A 15,358-nucleotide genomic window follows, 5' to 3' on the forward strand; every position below is an offset into this window, starting at 1 on the left:
AGACGTCCACATTGAATGGCGCAAATACCGCGTTCGTATTGATCAGCGCCGCGCTCGTGATGCTGATGACCCCCGGCCTGGCCTTCTTCTACGGCGGCATGGTGCGGGTGAAGAGCGCCCTCAACATGCTGATGATGTCCTTCATCTCGCTGGGCGTCGTCTCGCTGCTGTGGGTGCTGTTCGGCTACTCGCTCGCCTTCGGCGACGACATCGGCGGCGGGCTGCTCGGCAATCTCGACCACATCGGCTTCAAGGGCATCGAGCCCACCTCGCTGTGGGGTGACAAGCCCGACGCGATCCCGGTCCTGGCCTTCGCGTTCTTCCAGCTGATGTTCGCGGTGCTCACCCCCGCCCTGATCAGCGGAGCCGTCGCCGACCGCGTCAAGTTCGGCGCCTGGACGCTGTTCATCACCCTGTGGGCCACGGTCGTCTACTTCCCGGTCGCCCACTGGGTCTGGCAGGCCGACGGCTGGCTGTTCAAACAGGAGGTCATCGACTTCGCGGGCGGTACGGCGGTCCACATCAACGCGGGCGCCGCGGGCCTGGCCGTGGCCCTGGTGCTCGGCAAGCGCATCGGCTTCAAGAAGGACCCGATGCGGCCGCACAACCTGCCCCTGGTGATGCTCGGCTCCGGTCTGCTGTGGTTCGGCTGGTTCGGCTTCAACGCCGGCTCCGCCCTCGCCGCCAACGAGACCGCCGCCAACATGGCCTTCAACACCCAGATCGCCACCGGTGTCGCGATGCTCGGCTGGCTCGCCTACGAGCGCATCCGGCACGGCGCGTTCACCACGCTGGGCGCCGCCTCCGGCGCGGTCGCCGGTCTGGTCGCCATCACCCCCTCCGGCGCCGCGGTGAACGCCTGGGGCGCCATCGTGATCGGCCTGGTCGCCGGTGTCGTCTGCTCCTGGGCCGTCAGCCTCAAGTACAAGCTGGGCTTCGACGACTCGCTCGACGTGGTCGGCGTGCACCTGGTCGGCGGTGTCCTCGGCACCCTCCTGGTCGGCGTCCTCGCCACCGACGGCGTCGGCGGCGCGACCCAGCTGGGCAAGCAGGCCCTCGGCGCCTTCACGGTGCTGATCTTCTCCTTCGTCGTCTCCTGGGTGCTGGCCAAGCTGATCGACGTCACCATCGGCTTCCGGGCCAGTGAGGACGACGAGATCGGCGGCGTCGACCAGGCGTACCACGCCGAGACCGCCTATGACTTCAGCGCGGTCGGCGGATCGCCCCGTAGTACGGTGCCCGCCACGGGCCAGGCCGCGACCGGCGCGTCCGCGCCGCAGAAGCCGCACAACAAGAAGGTGGACGCGTGAAGCTCATCACCGCGGTAGTGAAGCCGCACCGACTCGACGAGATCAAGGAAGCGCTTCAGGCGTTCGGCGTCCAGGGGCTGACCGTCACCGAGGCCAGCGGCTACGGCCGGCAGCGCGGCCACACCGAGGTCTACCGGGGCGCGGAGTACACCGTCGACCTGGTGCCCAAGGTGCGCATCGAGGTGCTGGCCGAGGACGACGACGCCGATGACCTCATCGACGTCGTGGTCAAGGCCGCCCGCACCGGAAAGATCGGGGACGGCAAGGTCTGGAGCGTCCCCGTCGAGACCGCGGTCCGGGTCCGCACCGGCGAGCGCGGTCCGGACGCCCTCTGAGGGCCCGCCCCACAGGGCCACGGACAACCAGCGCGGACAGGGAGCCGAGTTGACGGAAAGCCTCGAGACCACGACCGACACCACCGACTCGGGGCCCGGCGGCTACGCGGCGGCCCGGCTGCGACTCCTCCAGGAGGGGGCGCGGTCCGGGCCGCCGCGCCGTTCCGCGCTGGCCGACCTCACCGACCAGTGGCTGGCCACGCTGCTCACCGGCGGGGCGCGGGCCGCGGGGATCGGCCGGGGCGTCGCCCTGGTCGCGGTCGGCGGCTACGGGCGCGCCGAGCTCTCCCCGCGCAGCGACCTCGACGTGCTGCTGCTGCACGACGGCTCCGCCGACCGCTCGGCCCTCGCCGCGCTCGCCGACCACGTCTGGTACCCCGTCTGGGACATGGGCCTGGCCCTCGACCACTCCGTGCGCACCCCGGAGGAGGCCCGCAGGACCGCCGCCGAGGACCTGAAGGTCCAGCTCGGCCTGCTCGACGCCCGCCATATCGCGGGCGACGCCGAGCTCAGCGCCGGTCTGCGCACCGCCGTGCTCGCCGACTGGCGGGCCCAGGCCCCGGGGCGGCTGCCCGAGCTCCACGAGCTGTGCCAGGAGCGCGCCGAACGCCACGGCGAGCTTCAGTTCCTGCTCGAACCCGATCTGAAGGAGGCCCGCGGCGGGCTCCGCGACGCCACCGCGCTGCGCGCCATCGCCGCCTCCTGGCTCGCCGACGCGCCCCGCGAGGGCCTCGACGACGCGCGGCGGCGGCTGCTGGACGCCCGCGACGTGCTCCACCTGACCACCGGCCGCGCCACCGACCGCCTCGCGCTCCAGGAACAGGACCAGGTCGCGGCCGGCCTCGGGCTGCTGGACGCCGACGCCCTGCTGCGCCAGATCTACGAATCCGCCCGGATCATCTCCTACGCCAGCGATGTCACCTGGCGCGAGGTCGAGCGGGTGCTGCGCGCCCGCTCGGCCCCCCGGCCACGGCTGCGCGGACTCCTCGGCGGCCGTGGCGCGCGCACCGCCGGACGGGGCGCCGGAAGTGGCCCGGACGCGGAGCGCAGCCCGCTCGCCGAGGGCGTCGTGGAACAGGACGGCGAGGTCGTGCTGGCCCGTGCCGCGCGCCCCGACCGCGACCCCGTGCTCCCGCTGCGGGCCGCCGCGGCCGCCGCCCAGGCCGGGCTTCCGCTGTCGCCGCACGCCGTAAGGCGGCTGTCCGCCGCCGCCCGGCCGCTGCCCGTGCCGTGGCCGCCCGAGGCCAGGGAGCAGCTGATCACGCTGCTCGGCGCGGGCGAGTCCACGGTCGGGGTCTGGGAGGCCCTGGAGGCCGAGGGGCTGATCACCCGGCTGCTGCCGGACTGGGAGCGGGTGCGCTGCCGGCCGCAGCGCAACCCCGTGCACCGCTGGACCGTCGACCGGCATCTGGTCGAGACCGCGGTCCGGGCCAGCGCCCTCAGCCGCCGGGTCGGCCGCCCCGATCTGCTGCTGGTCGCCGCGCTGCTGCACGACATCGGCAAGGGCTGGCCCGGCGACCACTCGGTGGCCGGGGAGACCATCGTCCGCGATGTCGCCGCCCGCGTCGGCTTCGACCGCGCGGACGTCTCGGTCCTCGCCACCCTCGTACGCCACCATCTGCTGCTCATCGAGACCGCCACCCGCCGCGACCTGGACGACCCGGCCACGGTGCGCTCGGTCGCCGAGGCCGTCGGCACCGCCAGCACCCTGGAGCTGCTGCACGCCCTCACCGAGGCCGACGCGCTCGCCACCGGGCCCGCGGCCTGGAGCGCCTGGCGCGGCTCCCTCGTCGCCGACCTGGTCAAGCGGGTCTCGGCGGTGCTCGCGGGCGAACCCGAGGACGACTGGTCCACCCCGCAGCGGACGACGGCCGAACAAGAGCGGCTCGCGGTCGAGGCATGGCGCACCGGCGGCCCGGTGCTGGCCCTGCACGCACGCTCCGAGGCGCTGCCGCCGGGCGAGGCGGGCCTCCTTACGGACAGCACCGAGGGACCTTCGGAGGACGGGACCACCGGCTCCGAGCCGATCGGCGTGGAACTGCTCATCGCCGTCCCCGACCAGCCCGGCATCCTGCCCGCGGCGGCCGGCGTCCTGGCCCTGCACCGCCTTACGGTGCGCGCGGCGGATCTGCGCGCCGTCGAGCTGCCGTCGGAGCTGGAAGCCGGGGGCGGCACGGGCGGAGTGCTGCTGCTGAGCTGGCGGGTGGCGGCCGAGTACGGTTCGCTGCCGCAGGCCGCCCGGCTGCGCAACGACCTGCTCCGGGTCCTGGACGGCTCGCTCGACATCGCCGCCCGGCTCGCCGAGCGCGAGGCCGCCTACCGCAAGTACCCGCGCCGCCGCGGGGTGCACGCCCCGCCACCGCGGGTGACGGTCGCGCCCGGCAGCTCCCAGCTCGCCACGGTGATCGAGGTCCGCGCCCAGGACGCACCCGGTCTGCTGCACCGGATCGGCCGCGCCCTGGAGGACGCCGGAGTCGCGGTGCGCAGCGCCCATGTCTCCACCCTCGGCGCCAACGCGGTGGACGCGTTCTACGTCACGGACGGCTCCGGCGCGCCCCTGAAGCCCATGCGGGCGGCCGAGGTGGCCCAGGAGGTCGAGCGGGCGCTGCGGTAGCGGCGGGGAGGGAGCCGGACGGCGCGCGGGGAGCCCTGGCGGGGAGGCGTGGCAGGGAGCCGCGGCGGGCAGGCGCCCGAGCGGCGCACGGCCCCCAGGGGCAGACCGTTCGCCCGGCGGGCGGATACCCTTGGAGGCCGACCACCGACCCGACATCCGAGCGAAGGATTCGCGACCACCGTGTTCGATACCCTCTCCGATCGCCTCGCAGCGACTTTCAAGAACCTCCGGGGCAAGGGCCGCCTCAGCGAGGCGGACATCGACGCCACGTCGCGTGAGATCCGGATCGCCCTGCTCGAGGCCGATGTCGCGCTGCCCGTCGTACGGTCGTTCATCAAGAGCGTCAAGGAGCGGAGTCTGGGCGCGGAGGTCTCCCAGGCGCTCAACCCCGCCCAGCAGGTCATCAAGATCGTCAACGAGGAGCTGATCGGCATCCTCGGCGGCGACGCCCGACGCCTCCGCTTCGCCAAGCAGCCGCCGACCGTGATCATGCTCGCGGGTCTGCAGGGCGCCGGTAAGACCACGCTCGCCGGAAAGCTCGGCCGCTGGCTGAAGGGCCAGGGCCACGCCCCGCTGCTCGTCGCCTGTGACCTCCAGCGCCCCAACGCCGTCAACCAGCTCTCGGTGGTCGCGGAGCGGGCCGGCGTCGCGGTCTTCGCCCCCGAGCCGGGCAACGGCGTCGGCGACCCGGTGAAGGTGGCGCAGGACTCGATCGAATTCGCCCGGACCAAGCAGCACGACGTCGTGATCGTCGACACCGCGGGCCGCCTCGGTATCGACGAGGAGCTGATGCGGCAGGCCGCCGACATCCGCGACGCGGTCCGCCCGGACGAGGTCCTCTTCGTCGTCGACGCGATGATCGGCCAGGACGCGGTGAACACCGCGGAGGCGTTCCGCGACGGCGTCGGATTCGACGGTGTGGTGCTCTCCAAGCTCGACGGCGACGCGCGCGGCGGTGCCGCGCTGTCCATCGCGCACGTCACCGGCCGCCAGATCATGTTCGCCTCCAACGGCGAGAAGCTGGACGACTTCGACGCGTTCCACCCGGACCGCATGGCGTCCCGCATCCTGGGCATGGGCGACATGCTCAGCCTGATCGAGAAGGCCGAGCAGACCTTCAGCCAGCAAGAGGCCGAGAAGATGGCGGCCAAGCTGGCGAAGGGTCCCAAGGAGTTCACGCTCGACGACTTCCTGGCCCAGATGGAGCAGGTCCGCAAGATGGGCTCCATCTCCAAGCTGCTCGGCATGCTGCCGGGCATGGGCCAGATGAAGGACCAGATCAACAACCTGGACGAGCGGGACGTGGACCGCACCGCGGCCATCATCAAGTCGATGACCCCGGCCGAGCGCCAGGACCCCACGATCATCAACGGCTCGCGCCGCGCCCGTATCGCCCGTGGTTCCGGTGTCGAGGTGAGCGCGGTCAAGAACCTGGTCGAGCGGTTCTTCGACGCGCGCAAGATGATGTCGAAGATGGCCCAGGGCGGCATGCCGGGGATGCCCGGGATGCCGGGCATGCCGGGCATGGGTGGCGGCACCAAGCGCAAGGGCAAGCAGCAGAAGAAGGCCAAGGGCAAGCAGCGCTCCGGCAACCCCATGAAGCGCAAGGCCGAGGAGCAGGCCGCCGCGGCGCGCCGTGAGCAGGGCGGCGCGTTCGGGCTGCCCGCCGGCGGCCAGGGCGGCCAGGACTTCGAACTCCCCGAGGAGTTCAAGAAGTTCATGGGCTGAGCCCACTCCGGGCTCCCGAGCCGTCTCCGGACGAAACGAACCGTAAGGCCCCTGCGCGCACCCTCAGTGGCCTTACGGTTCGGTCGCGTTCAGACGCGGCAGATCAGATAGCGGAACACATTGGGCATCCACACCGTGCCGTCCGCGCGCTGGTGCGGATGGAGCGCCTCGATGATCTCCTTGCGGACCTGGGTCGGGTCCGTGGCCCGCTCCGCCGCGTCGAACAGCCCCGTCGACAGCAGTCCGCGCACCGCGCTGTCCATATCGGCGTACCCGAACGGACAGGCCACCCGGCCCGATCCGTCCGGCCGCAGCCCGGCCCGCGCGGCCAGCTCCTCCAGGTCGTCCCGGCCGCACGGCCGCCAGCGGCGGTAGCCGGGGGAGCGCATCGGGTCGGCGAGCCGGGCGCCCACCCGCAGCACCCCGGAGGTGGCGCAGCGCTCCGGCGGCCCCCATCCGGCGAGCACCACGGCCCCGCCGCGCTCGGTGAGCGCGGCGGCGTCCGCGAGCGCGGCCGCCGCGGCGGACACCGCCCCGCCGGGGTCTTCCGCGGCCGGCGCCGACAGCGGCTCGAAGGCGGTCACCACGGTGAAGGCCGCGTCCGCCGCGGCCTCCCGTACCCAAGCGTTCTCCGGGCCGCCGGGACCCAGCCGGGCCGGCCGCGCCGCGTCGCCCCGCGGCGCGCCCGGGGCCGTCAGCCGCTCCCGTGCCAGGTCCAGGCGCCGCTCGTCCGTGTCCACCCCGCAGACCGCGGCGCCGCGTGCGGCCGCCATGAGGAGGGCGAGCCCCGAGCCGCAGCCCAGGCCCAGCAGCCGGGTTCCGGCGCCGACGTCCAGCCGGTCGTACACGGCCTCGTACAGCGGGACCAGCATCCGCTCCTGGATCTCCGCCCAGTCGCGGGTGCGGGCGTGGGCGTCCGTCGTGTGCGATGAGGAGGAGGGGTGCGGGCGGTGCCGCCGTACGAGCGTAGGTGTCATCGCAAGGGCCCCAATCAGCGAAGAGCAGTGCCGTCGTCAGATTCGGTGTCGCATCCGCCGTCGTGCGCTGTGGCGTCCCACCCCCATATGCCAGGGAACTCCGCATCCGTCCCCGCGTCCAGAGCTTTCACGGCCGTGCTTGCGTGCCCCCTTTGTGCGCCCCCGCGCACCTGTGTGTCCGACTCGCTCCCGGAACCGCCCCCCCTGACCTCAGCCGGTCCTCCGCCGGTCCTCGGACGGCCTGGGGTGATGGCCGGCACGGATCGGCGCGTTTGGCCCGATTCACGGTTCTGTGCACCGGCGCCGTACGATCGGCGCCATGGTCAAGGCTCCCGTGCTCACCCCGCGGGCGGAGGACTTCCCCCGCTGGTACCAGGATGTGCTCAACAAGGCCGAGCTGGCGGACAACGGCCCGGTGCGCGGCACCATGGTGATCCGACCGTACGGGTACGGGCTGTGGGAGCGGATGCAGCAGGACATGGACGCCCGCATCAAGGCGGTCGGCGTCCAGAACGCGTACTTCCCCCTCTTCATCCCCCAGTCCTATCTGGCCAAAGAGGCCGACCACGTTGAGGGGTTCGCGCCGGAGCTCGCGGTCGTCACCCATGGCGGCGGTAAGGAGCTCGAGGAGCCGGTCGTCGTCCGGCCCACCTCCGAGACGATCGTCAACGAGTACTTCTCCAAGTGGGTGCGGAGCTACCGCGATCTGCCGCTGCTGATCAACCAGTGGGCCAATGTGGTGCGTTGGGAGCTGCGGCCGCGGCTGTTCCTGCGGACGACCGAGTTCCTCTGGCAGGAGGGCCACACCGCGCACGCGTCGTACGAGGACGCCCGGGACTTCGCCGCCCGGATCCACCGCGAGGTCTACGCCCGGTTCATGGCGGACGTCCTGGCGATGGACGTGGTCCTGGGCCGCAAGACCGCCCGGGAGCGGTTCGCCGGCGCCCTCAACACCCTGACCCTCGAAGGGATGATGGGCGACGGCAAGGCGTTGCAGCTGGGCACCAGCCATGAGCTCGGCCAGAACTTCGCCAGGGCCTTCCACACCAGCTATCTGTCCAAGGACGGGGAGCAGGAGCTGGTCTGGCAGACCTCCTGGGGCAGCACCACCCGGATGGTCGGCGCGCTGGTGATGATGCACGGCGACGACAACGGTCTGCGGATCCCGCCCCGGCTGGCCCCGATCCAGGTCGTGGTGCTGGCGGTCAAGGGTGATGACGCGGTGCTCGCCAAGGTCCGCGAGCTCGGCGAGCAGCTGACCGCGGCGGGTGTGCGGGTCCACGTCGACGACCGTACGGACACCCCCTTCGGCCGCCGCGCGGTCGACTGGGAGCTCAAGGGGGTACCGGTCCGGGTCGAGATCGGCCCGCGCGACCTGGAGGCCGGCACGGCGATGGTGGCGAGGCGGATCCCCGGCGGCAAGGAGCCGTTGCGCGCCGAGCTGCTGCCGGAGCTGCTGCCCAAGGTCCTGGAGGAGGACCAGGCGCTGCTGTTGCGGCAGGCTCGTGAGCGCCGTAAGGCGCGCACCACGGAGGTGACGACCGTGGAGGAGGCCGCCGAGGCCGCGGCGGCGGGCGGCTGGGCCCGCATCCGGTGGGCGGACCTGGGGCCGGAGGGCGAGGCGGCGCTCGCCGAGCGGTCCGTGTCCGTCCGGTGTCTGGTCACCGAGGACGGGGCGGTGCCGGACGCCGATGACGCGCCCGGTAACGTCGCGTTCGTCGCGAGGGCCTACTGAACCGGTACGTACCGGCTTGATGCGCGGTGCGTGGCTCATCCACACATTGACGCACCCGCCCCTCGTCGCGGCACATCACCGCGAACTGACTGGTACGTGCAAATTATTTGGGATGCCCCGGAATCGGAACACCGGACCACTCCTGCTCGTTAGCACGACGTGAGCACGACACCACCTGTTCTCGCCGCAGAGCTGGCGCAGGCGTGGGCCGACATTCAACGGCACCACCCCGAGCTGCCGGATCTCGCCGCGCCCGAATCGCTGATCGGAGAGTCGTCGTCCGCATGTGGCGCCGAGCTCTCCTTCGAACGGCTGCTGCATGAGGCAGTCCATGGGATCGCCGCCGCCCGCGGTGTCCGTGACACCTCACGCGCCGGCCGCTACCACAACCGCCGGTTCCTGGCGATCGCCGAGGAGCTGGGGCTGGACCACCCCGAGGAGCCGCATCCCAGCAGCGGCTTCTCGCTGGTCACCCTCAGTCCCGAGGCGAGAAAGCGCTACCGGACCACGATCGACCGCCTCCAGCGCGCGCTCAAGGCCCACACCGTGGCGACCACCGCCGAGACCTCCCGTACCTTCCGCGGGCCCGCCGCGCGGCACGGTTCGTCCGGGGGCGGTGTCCGGGTGAAGGCGGTGTGCGACTGCGGCCGCAATGTCCGCGTCGTCCCGTCGGTGCTGGCCCAGGCGCCGATCATGTGCGGTGGATGCGGTAAGCCGTTCCGCATTCCGGAGCCGGTGGCCGCGGTCGGCTGACCTGTCACGGTGTGGCAGAATGGTCTGCTGTACTCGACAGCCGACCAGGACCCCTCTCTCCTCCGGCTGACGCGTCCATCGGGCACTCGGGTACCGCAACCCCACGCGGCACGTCGCAGTGCTCAACCACGTCAAGACCAGGAGACACCACTCCCGTGGCAGTCAAGATCAAGCTGAAGCGTCTGGGCAAGATCCGTTCGCCTCACTACCGCATCGTCGTCGCCGACTCCCGCACCCGCCGTGACGGCCGGGCCATCGAGGAGATCGGGCTGTACCACCCGGTGCAGAACCCGTCGCGCATCGAGGTGGACTCGGAGCGTGTGCAGCACTGGCTGAAGGTCGGCGCGCAGCCGACCGAGCCGGTGCTGGCCATCCTGAAGGTCACCGGTGACTGGCAGAAGTTCAAGGGCCTGCCCGCCCCGGCCCCGATGAAGGTCGCCGAGCCGAAGGCCGACAAGCGCGCCCTGTTCGAGGCGGCCGCCAAGGACGCCGGTGACGAGCCGAAGGGTGAGGCGATCACCCCGAAGGCGAAGAAGGCCGACAAGAAGTCGGACGAGGCGGCCGGGTCCGCTGAGTCCACCGCGTCGACCGAGGCCTGAGGATGCTCGAGGAAGCCCTCGAGCACCTGGTGAAGGGCATCGTCGACAACCCCGACGACGTGCAGGTGGCCTCGCGCAACCTGCGGCGTGGGCGTGTGCTGGAGGTCCGGGTGCACCCCGATGACCTCGGCAAGGTGATCGGCCGCAACGGCCGCACCGCACGCGCCCTGCGCACCGTCGTGGGCGCCATCGGCGGCCGTGGGATCCGCGTCGACCTCGTCGACGTCGATCAGGTCCGCTGAGGCGATCAAGAAGAGCACCGGCACGGGCCGGGGAGGGCTTTGGGCCGTCCCCGGCCCGTGTGTGTGAAGGGACATCGCATCGTGCAGTTGGTTGTCGCGCGGATCGGCCGTGCCCATGGCATCAAGGGCGAGGTCACCGTCGAGGTGCGGACGGACGAGCCGGAGCTGCGGCTCGGCCCGGGGGCCGTGCTGACCACCGAGCCCGCCTCGGCCGGGCCGTTGACCATCGAGTCCGGCCGGGTGCACAGCGGCCGGCTGCTGCTGCGCTTCGAGGGGGTGCGGGACCGCAACGCCGCGGAGGCGCTGCGCAACACCCTGCTGATCGCGGAGGTCGACCCCGAGGAACTCCCGGAGGACCCCGAGGAGTTCTACGATCACCAGCTGATCGACCTCGATGTGGTCACCGTGGGCGGGACGGAGGTCGGGAGGATCTCCGAGATCTCCCATCTGCCCTACCAGGACCTGCTGATCGTGAAGCGCCCCGACGGGGGTGAGGTGATGATCCCGTTCGTCTCCCAGGTCGTGCCGGAGATCGATCTGGAGGCGCAGCGCGCCGTGATCGACCCGCCGCCGGGCCTGCTCGACGAGGCCGACGCCGAGATCGCGGGCAGCCGCGGGGGCGAGGCCGAGGGCGGCCGTAAGGATGAGTCGTCATGAGGCTCGACGTCGTCACGATCTTCCCCGAGTACCTGGAGCCGCTGAACGTCTCGCTGGTCGGCAAGGCGCGCGCCCGGGGTCGGCTGGATGTGCGGGTCCACGATCTGCGCGCCTGGACGCACGACCGGCACAACACGGTCGACGACACCCCCTACGGCGGCGGCCCCGGCATGGTCATGAAGCCCGAGCCCTGGGGTGAGGCGCTTGACGAGGTCATGGCGTCGGGCGAGGCGGAGGGGCTGGTCAAGCCCACGCTGATCGTCCCGACCCCGAGCGGCCGCCCGTTCACCCAGGCGCTCGCCGTCGAGCTCGCCGAGCGCCCCTGGCTGGTCTTCACGCCCGCCCGCTACGAGGGCATCGACCGCCGGGTGATCGAGGAGTACGGCGAGCGGCTCGAGGTCCACGAGGTCTCGATCGGTGACTACGTCCTGGCCGGCGGCGAGGCCGCGGTGCTGGTGATCACGGAGGCGGTGGCCCGGTTGCTGCCGGGGGTGCTGGGCAACGCCGAGTCGCACCGCGACGACTCCTTCGCGCCCGGCGCGATGGCCGATCTCCTGGAGGGGCCCGTCTACACCAAGCCCCCCGAGTGGCGCGGCCGCTCCATTCCGGAGGTGCTGGTCAGCGGCCACCACGGCAGGATCGCCCGCTGGCGCCGGGACGAGGCGTTCCGCCGCACCAGCGAGAACCGCCCCGATCTGATCGAGCGCTGCGACCCGGCGACGCTCGACAAGCACGACCGCGCCCTCCTGGCCGAGCTGGGCTGGGAGGAGTTGCCCGGGACCGGTGGGGCCCGATTTGGGCGGCCGGACCGGGCCGTGGAAGAATAGGCCGCTGCCGTACGTCCGGGCGTGCGCCCCTGCCACAGGGGGACCGACGCCCGCCCGATGAGGGCGGCACTCCGAATCATCATCCGATATTCCGCTGATGACCTGTGGCATCGGCGAGGAAAGCAGACGATCATGTCTCACCTGCTCGACACCGTCGACTCCGCGTCGCTGCGCAGCGACATCCCGACCTTCCGCCCCGGCGACACGGTCAACGTCCACGTCCGCGTGATCGAGGGCAACCGCTCCCGTGTCCAGCAGTTCAAGGGCGTCGTCATCCGCCGCCAGGGCTCTGGTGTCCGCGAGACCTTCACCGTCCGCAAGGTGAGCTTCAGCGTCGGCGTCGAGCGCACCTTCCCGGTGCACACCCCGATCGTCGAGAAGATCGAGGTCGTCACCCGCGGTGATGTGCGCCGGGCGAAGCTGTACTACCTGCGCGAGCTGCGCGGCAAGGCTGCCAAGATCAAGGAAAAGCGCGAGAGCTGAGATCGCGGCGATTTTGCGCGACTACTGAGCTACCGACGGATCATCCGGCCGGGGCGGATAGGCTCTGGCCCGATGGACAGCGAAGGACAGCTCGCGGAGCGCGACGGCTCCCCGGACTCCGAGAAGGAGCACGAGGGGCGGTCGCGCTCTTCGCGTGCTCCGGCGCGGACCGGGGAGCCGGTCGCCGCGGAGCCCGCGTCCGCCCGGCGGCTGCCGCGGTGGCCGGCCGGGGGCGGGCGAGGGCGGCGGGTGGCGCTGCTCGCCGCGGTCTGTGTCGCGCTGGTGCTGCTGGTGAGCGGCTTTGTCGTACAGCCGTTCCTGATCCCCAGCGGCTCGATGGAGAACACCCTCCGGCCCGGGGACCGGGTGCTGGTGAACAAGCTCGCCTACCGTTTCGGGGACGATCCGCGCCGCGGCGACGTTGTCGTGTTCGACGGGGCCGGTTCCTTTCACGAGGAGGAGCCGTCCGGGAACCCGGTGACCGGTCTGCTGCGCAAGGCGGCCGCGGCGGTCGGGCTGGCCGAACCGGCCGAGTCCGACTACGTCAAGCGCGTGGTGGGCGTTGGTGGTGACCGGGTCACCTGCTGCGACAAGCGGGGGAGGATCGAGGTGAACGGCCAGCCGGTGGACGAGCGCTATCTGCACCCCGGGGACAGCCCCTCGCGGGTGCGCTTCGACATCGTCGTGCCCGAGGGTCGGCTGTGGGTGATGGGCGACCATCGCGACGCGTCCCGGGACTCGCGGGACTATCTGGGCGCACCGGGCGGGGGCACGGTTCCCGTCGACCAGGTGATCGGCCGCGTCGAATGGATCGGCTGGCCGATCGGCCGCTGGTCCGGTGTGCCCCGGCCGGACGCCTTCGCGAGCGTGCCCGAGGAGCCCGGCGGCATACCGTCCGCGGCCTCCGGCGGTGCCCATGGGTAGCCGTGGGCGGCCCCGTACCAGGACGCGCGGGGCGGACGCGCCCACCGGCGCCGAGACCCCCCGGGGGCCGGGGGAGCACCGGGTCGGCGGACGCGCGGAGCGGCGCCGGATCCAGCGCCGTATCAAGCGCAGGCGGCGCCGTTCGGCCGTCAAAGAGATACCGATCCTGGTGGGCGTGGCGCTGGTGATCGCGCTCGTCCTGAAGACCTTCCTGGTGCAGGCGTTCGTGATCCCGTCCGGTTCGATGGAGCAGACCATCCGGATCGGCGACCGGGTGCTGGTGGACAAGTTCACTCCGTGGTTCGGGTCGAAGCCGGAGCGCGGCGATGTGGTGGTGTTCAAGGACCCGGGGGGCTGGCTCAAGGACGAGGGGAAGCCCGCCCAGGACGATCCGCCGGTCATCAAGCAGGGCAAGGAGTTCCTGACCTTCATCGGTCTGCTGCCGTCCTCCGACGAGCAGGACCTGATCAAGCGGGTGGTCGCGGTGGGCGGCGACACGGTGGCGTGCTGCGATACGAACGGTAAGGTCACCGTCAACGGAACCCCGTTGAACGAACCGTATCTGCACCCGGGGAACCCGCCGTCGCAGCGGCAGTTCAAGGTGACCGTTCCCAAGGGGCGGCTGTTCGTCATGGGTGATCACCGGTCCAATTCGGCGGACTCCCGGGTCCATCTGGACGAGCCGTACCAGGGCACGGTGCCGGACGGCAATGTGGTCGGCCGGGCCGTGGTGATCGCCTGGCCGTTCGGGCACATGCGGCGGCTCGAGGAGCCGGACACCTACGCCTCCGTGCGGGACGCGCCGAGCGGGGCGACCCAGGCCGAGGGGTCGGCGCATAGGCTGTCCCCCATGGATCAGCAAGGAATGATCCAGCTCCCGACCCCTGCGGAACTCCCGCTCGTTATGGGAGTGGTGATCCTGCGCCGTTCGTGGGGCAGGCGGCAGTCAGGCGTGAGGAGTGGATGTGGGGGATTTGGCGGTCGGCGCACGATCCGGTCACGAAGAGCCCGAGCGGCAGCCCGGGACGAGGGGCGAGGGCTCCGCGGACGGGGCGGCCGAGACGCCCGAGGCCGGTGCCCCCACGGACAAGGCGGCCGCGGCGCCGCAGGCGTCGGGTCCCCCTGGTGCCGAGGGCGGACAGGAGTCCTCCGGCGCCTCCGACGGGTCCGGGGCGGCTGATCCGTCCGGGCCCGGGGACGAGACACCGGCGGACCGGGGCCCCGGGCAGCCCGGTGGGCCCGGCAAGCCCGGTGGGCCCGGAAAGCTCGGCAGGCCCAAGAAGGTGCGCTCCTTCTGGAAGGAGCTGCCGATCCTGGTCATCATCGCGCTGGCTCTGGCGCTGCTGATCAAGACCTTCCTGGTGCAGGCGTTCTCGATCCCGTCCGACTCGATGCAGAACACATTGCAGCGGGGCGACCGGGTGCTGGTGGACAAGCTCACCCCGTGGTTCGGCTCCGAGCCGGAGCGCGGTGAGGTGGTCGTCTTCCACGACCCGGGCGGCTGGCTCGGCGAGACGCAGACGCAGAGCTCCGGCCCGGTCGCCGAGGGCATCCAGAAGGCGCTCAGCTTCATCGGGCTGATGCCTTCGGCGGAGGAGAAGGATCTGATCAAGCGGGTCATCGCGGTGGGCGGGGACACCGTCTCCTGCAAGCGCGGCGGCAAGGTCATGGTCAACGGCAAGCCGCTGGACGAGCCGTACATCTTCCCCGGGAACACGCCCTGCGACGAGAAGCCGTTCGGCCCGATCAAGGTGCCCGAGGGCCGGATCTGGGTGATGGGCGACCACCGCCAGGACTCGCTGGACTCCCGCTACCACCAGAACCTCAACAACGGCACGGTCTCGGTGGACGATGTGGTCGGGCGCGCGATCGTCATCGCCTGGCCCATCGACCGCTGGTCCACCCTGTCGGTGCCGGGCACCTTCGACCAGCCGGGGCTGGGCGCGGCCGCCGCGATGGCCCCCTCGGCCATGGGACTCGCGGGCGCGGTGCCGATCGTGCTGTGGCGCCGCCGCAGGCTGATCGCCAAGGTCCGGGCGGACGCCGAGGCCCGCGCGGAACGGCGGACCGCTGACTGCTGACGAGGTCGGTACCGCCGGGTAAGGTGCGGTTCCGTGTGCCCCGGGGCACACGGAACCTGATCTTCTACGTCTGTTGCGTACGGCGGGAGCACT

General features: G+C 71.9%; 14 protein-coding genes and 1 pseudogene. 14 read left to right on the forward strand and 1 reads right to left on the reverse strand.

The window, feature by feature from the left end; all coding sequences use genetic code 11:
• The first annotated feature begins 11 nt into the window (after positions 1–11).
• The 4 genes from PS467_RS29290 to ffh all read left to right on the forward strand — a co-directional run bounded on the left by PS467_RS29290 (position 12) and on the right by ffh (position 5,987).
• Complete coding sequence (locus PS467_RS29290) at positions 12–1,310, forward strand: ammonium transporter (protein WP_311037732.1); 1,299 nt, start codon at positions 12–14, stop codon at positions 1,308–1,310.
• The gene (locus tag PS467_RS29295) at positions 1,307–1,645 is read left to right on the forward strand and encodes a P-II family nitrogen regulator (protein WP_268974660.1); all 339 of its coding nucleotides are present in this window, start codon (positions 1,307–1,309) and stop codon (positions 1,643–1,645) included. Before PS467_RS29290 ends, PS467_RS29295 begins: the two co-directional genes overlap by 4 nt.
• A 49-nt stretch (positions 1,646–1,694) precedes the next feature.
• Positions 1,695–4,259, forward strand: a complete 2,565-nt coding sequence (locus tag PS467_RS29300) for a [protein-PII] uridylyltransferase (protein WP_311037733.1) — start codon at positions 1,695–1,697, stop codon at positions 4,257–4,259.
• Between the two features lie 180 nt (positions 4,260–4,439).
• Positions 4,440–5,987, forward strand: coding sequence for a signal recognition particle protein (ffh, locus tag PS467_RS29305; protein WP_268974662.1), 1,548 nt, complete (start codon positions 4,440–4,442; stop codon positions 5,985–5,987).
• An 89-nt stretch (positions 5,988–6,076) separates the two neighbouring features.
• Here ffh and PS467_RS29310 read toward each other — a convergent pair whose 3' ends face one another.
• Positions 6,077–6,964 (reverse strand): methyltransferase domain-containing protein, encoded by an 888-nt coding sequence (locus PS467_RS29310; protein WP_311037734.1) that lies wholly within the window; start codon positions 6,962–6,964, stop codon positions 6,077–6,079.
• Between the two features lie 319 nt (positions 6,965–7,283).
• Here PS467_RS29310 and proS point away from each other — a divergent pair, with 319 nt between their 5' ends.
• The 10 genes and pseudogenes from proS (at position 7,284) to lepB (PS467_RS29360) (ending at position 15,265) form a co-directional block, all read left to right on the forward strand.
• The gene (gene proS, locus PS467_RS29315; protein ID WP_311037735.1) at positions 7,284–8,699 is read left to right on the forward strand and encodes a proline--tRNA ligase; all 1,416 of its coding nucleotides are present in this window, start codon (positions 7,284–7,286) and stop codon (positions 8,697–8,699) included.
• Positions 8,700–8,858: 159 nt separating this feature from the next.
• Positions 8,859–9,452 (forward strand): hypothetical protein, encoded by a 594-nt coding sequence (locus tag PS467_RS29320; RefSeq protein WP_030834213.1) that lies wholly within the window; start codon positions 8,859–8,861, stop codon positions 9,450–9,452.
• Positions 9,453–9,607: 155 nt separating this feature from the next.
• The gene (gene rpsP / locus PS467_RS29325; protein WP_268974665.1) at positions 9,608–10,051 is read left to right on the forward strand and encodes a 30S ribosomal protein S16; all 444 of its coding nucleotides are present in this window, start codon (positions 9,608–9,610) and stop codon (positions 10,049–10,051) included.
• 2 nt (positions 10,052–10,053) lie between these two features.
• The gene (locus PS467_RS29330) at positions 10,054–10,293 is read left to right on the forward strand and encodes an RNA-binding protein (RefSeq protein ID WP_005311361.1); all 240 of its coding nucleotides are present in this window, start codon (positions 10,054–10,056) and stop codon (positions 10,291–10,293) included.
• An 81-nt stretch (positions 10,294–10,374) separates the two neighbouring features.
• Complete coding sequence (rimM, locus tag PS467_RS29335) at positions 10,375–10,950, forward strand: ribosome maturation factor RimM (protein WP_268974666.1); 576 nt, start codon at positions 10,375–10,377, stop codon at positions 10,948–10,950.
• Positions 10,947–11,777, forward strand: coding sequence for a tRNA (guanosine(37)-N1)-methyltransferase TrmD (gene trmD / locus PS467_RS29340; RefSeq protein ID WP_311037736.1), 831 nt, complete (start codon positions 10,947–10,949; stop codon positions 11,775–11,777). Before rimM ends, trmD begins: the two co-directional genes overlap by 4 nt.
• Before the next feature lie 132 nt (positions 11,778–11,909).
• Positions 11,910–12,260 carry a 50S ribosomal protein L19 gene (gene rplS, locus PS467_RS29345; protein WP_268974668.1) on the forward strand — a complete coding sequence of 117 codons (351 nt, stop codon included), beginning with the start codon at positions 11,910–11,912 and terminating at the stop codon, positions 12,258–12,260.
• Between the two features lie 72 nt (positions 12,261–12,332).
• Positions 12,333–13,184, forward strand: a complete 852-nt coding sequence (gene lepB, locus PS467_RS29350) for a signal peptidase I (RefSeq protein WP_311037737.1) — start codon at positions 12,333–12,335, stop codon at positions 13,182–13,184.
• Positions 13,177–14,247: pseudogene (gene lepB, locus PS467_RS29355) on the forward strand (signal peptidase I); the annotation flags it as partial. The gene lepB (PS467_RS29350) and the pseudogene lepB (PS467_RS29355), both read left to right, overlap by 8 nt.
• Entirely contained in the window at positions 14,159–15,265 is a 1,107-nt protein-coding gene (lepB, locus tag PS467_RS29360; RefSeq protein ID WP_432280762.1) for a signal peptidase I, read from the forward strand. The pseudogene lepB (PS467_RS29355) and the gene lepB (PS467_RS29360), both read left to right, overlap by 89 nt.
• The last annotated feature ends 93 nt before the right edge of the window (positions 15,266–15,358 follow it).

The organism is Streptomyces luomodiensis, assembly GCF_031679605.1.
GTDB classification, from domain to species: Bacteria; Actinomycetota; Actinomycetes; order Streptomycetales; family Streptomycetaceae; genus Streptomyces; species Streptomyces luomodiensis.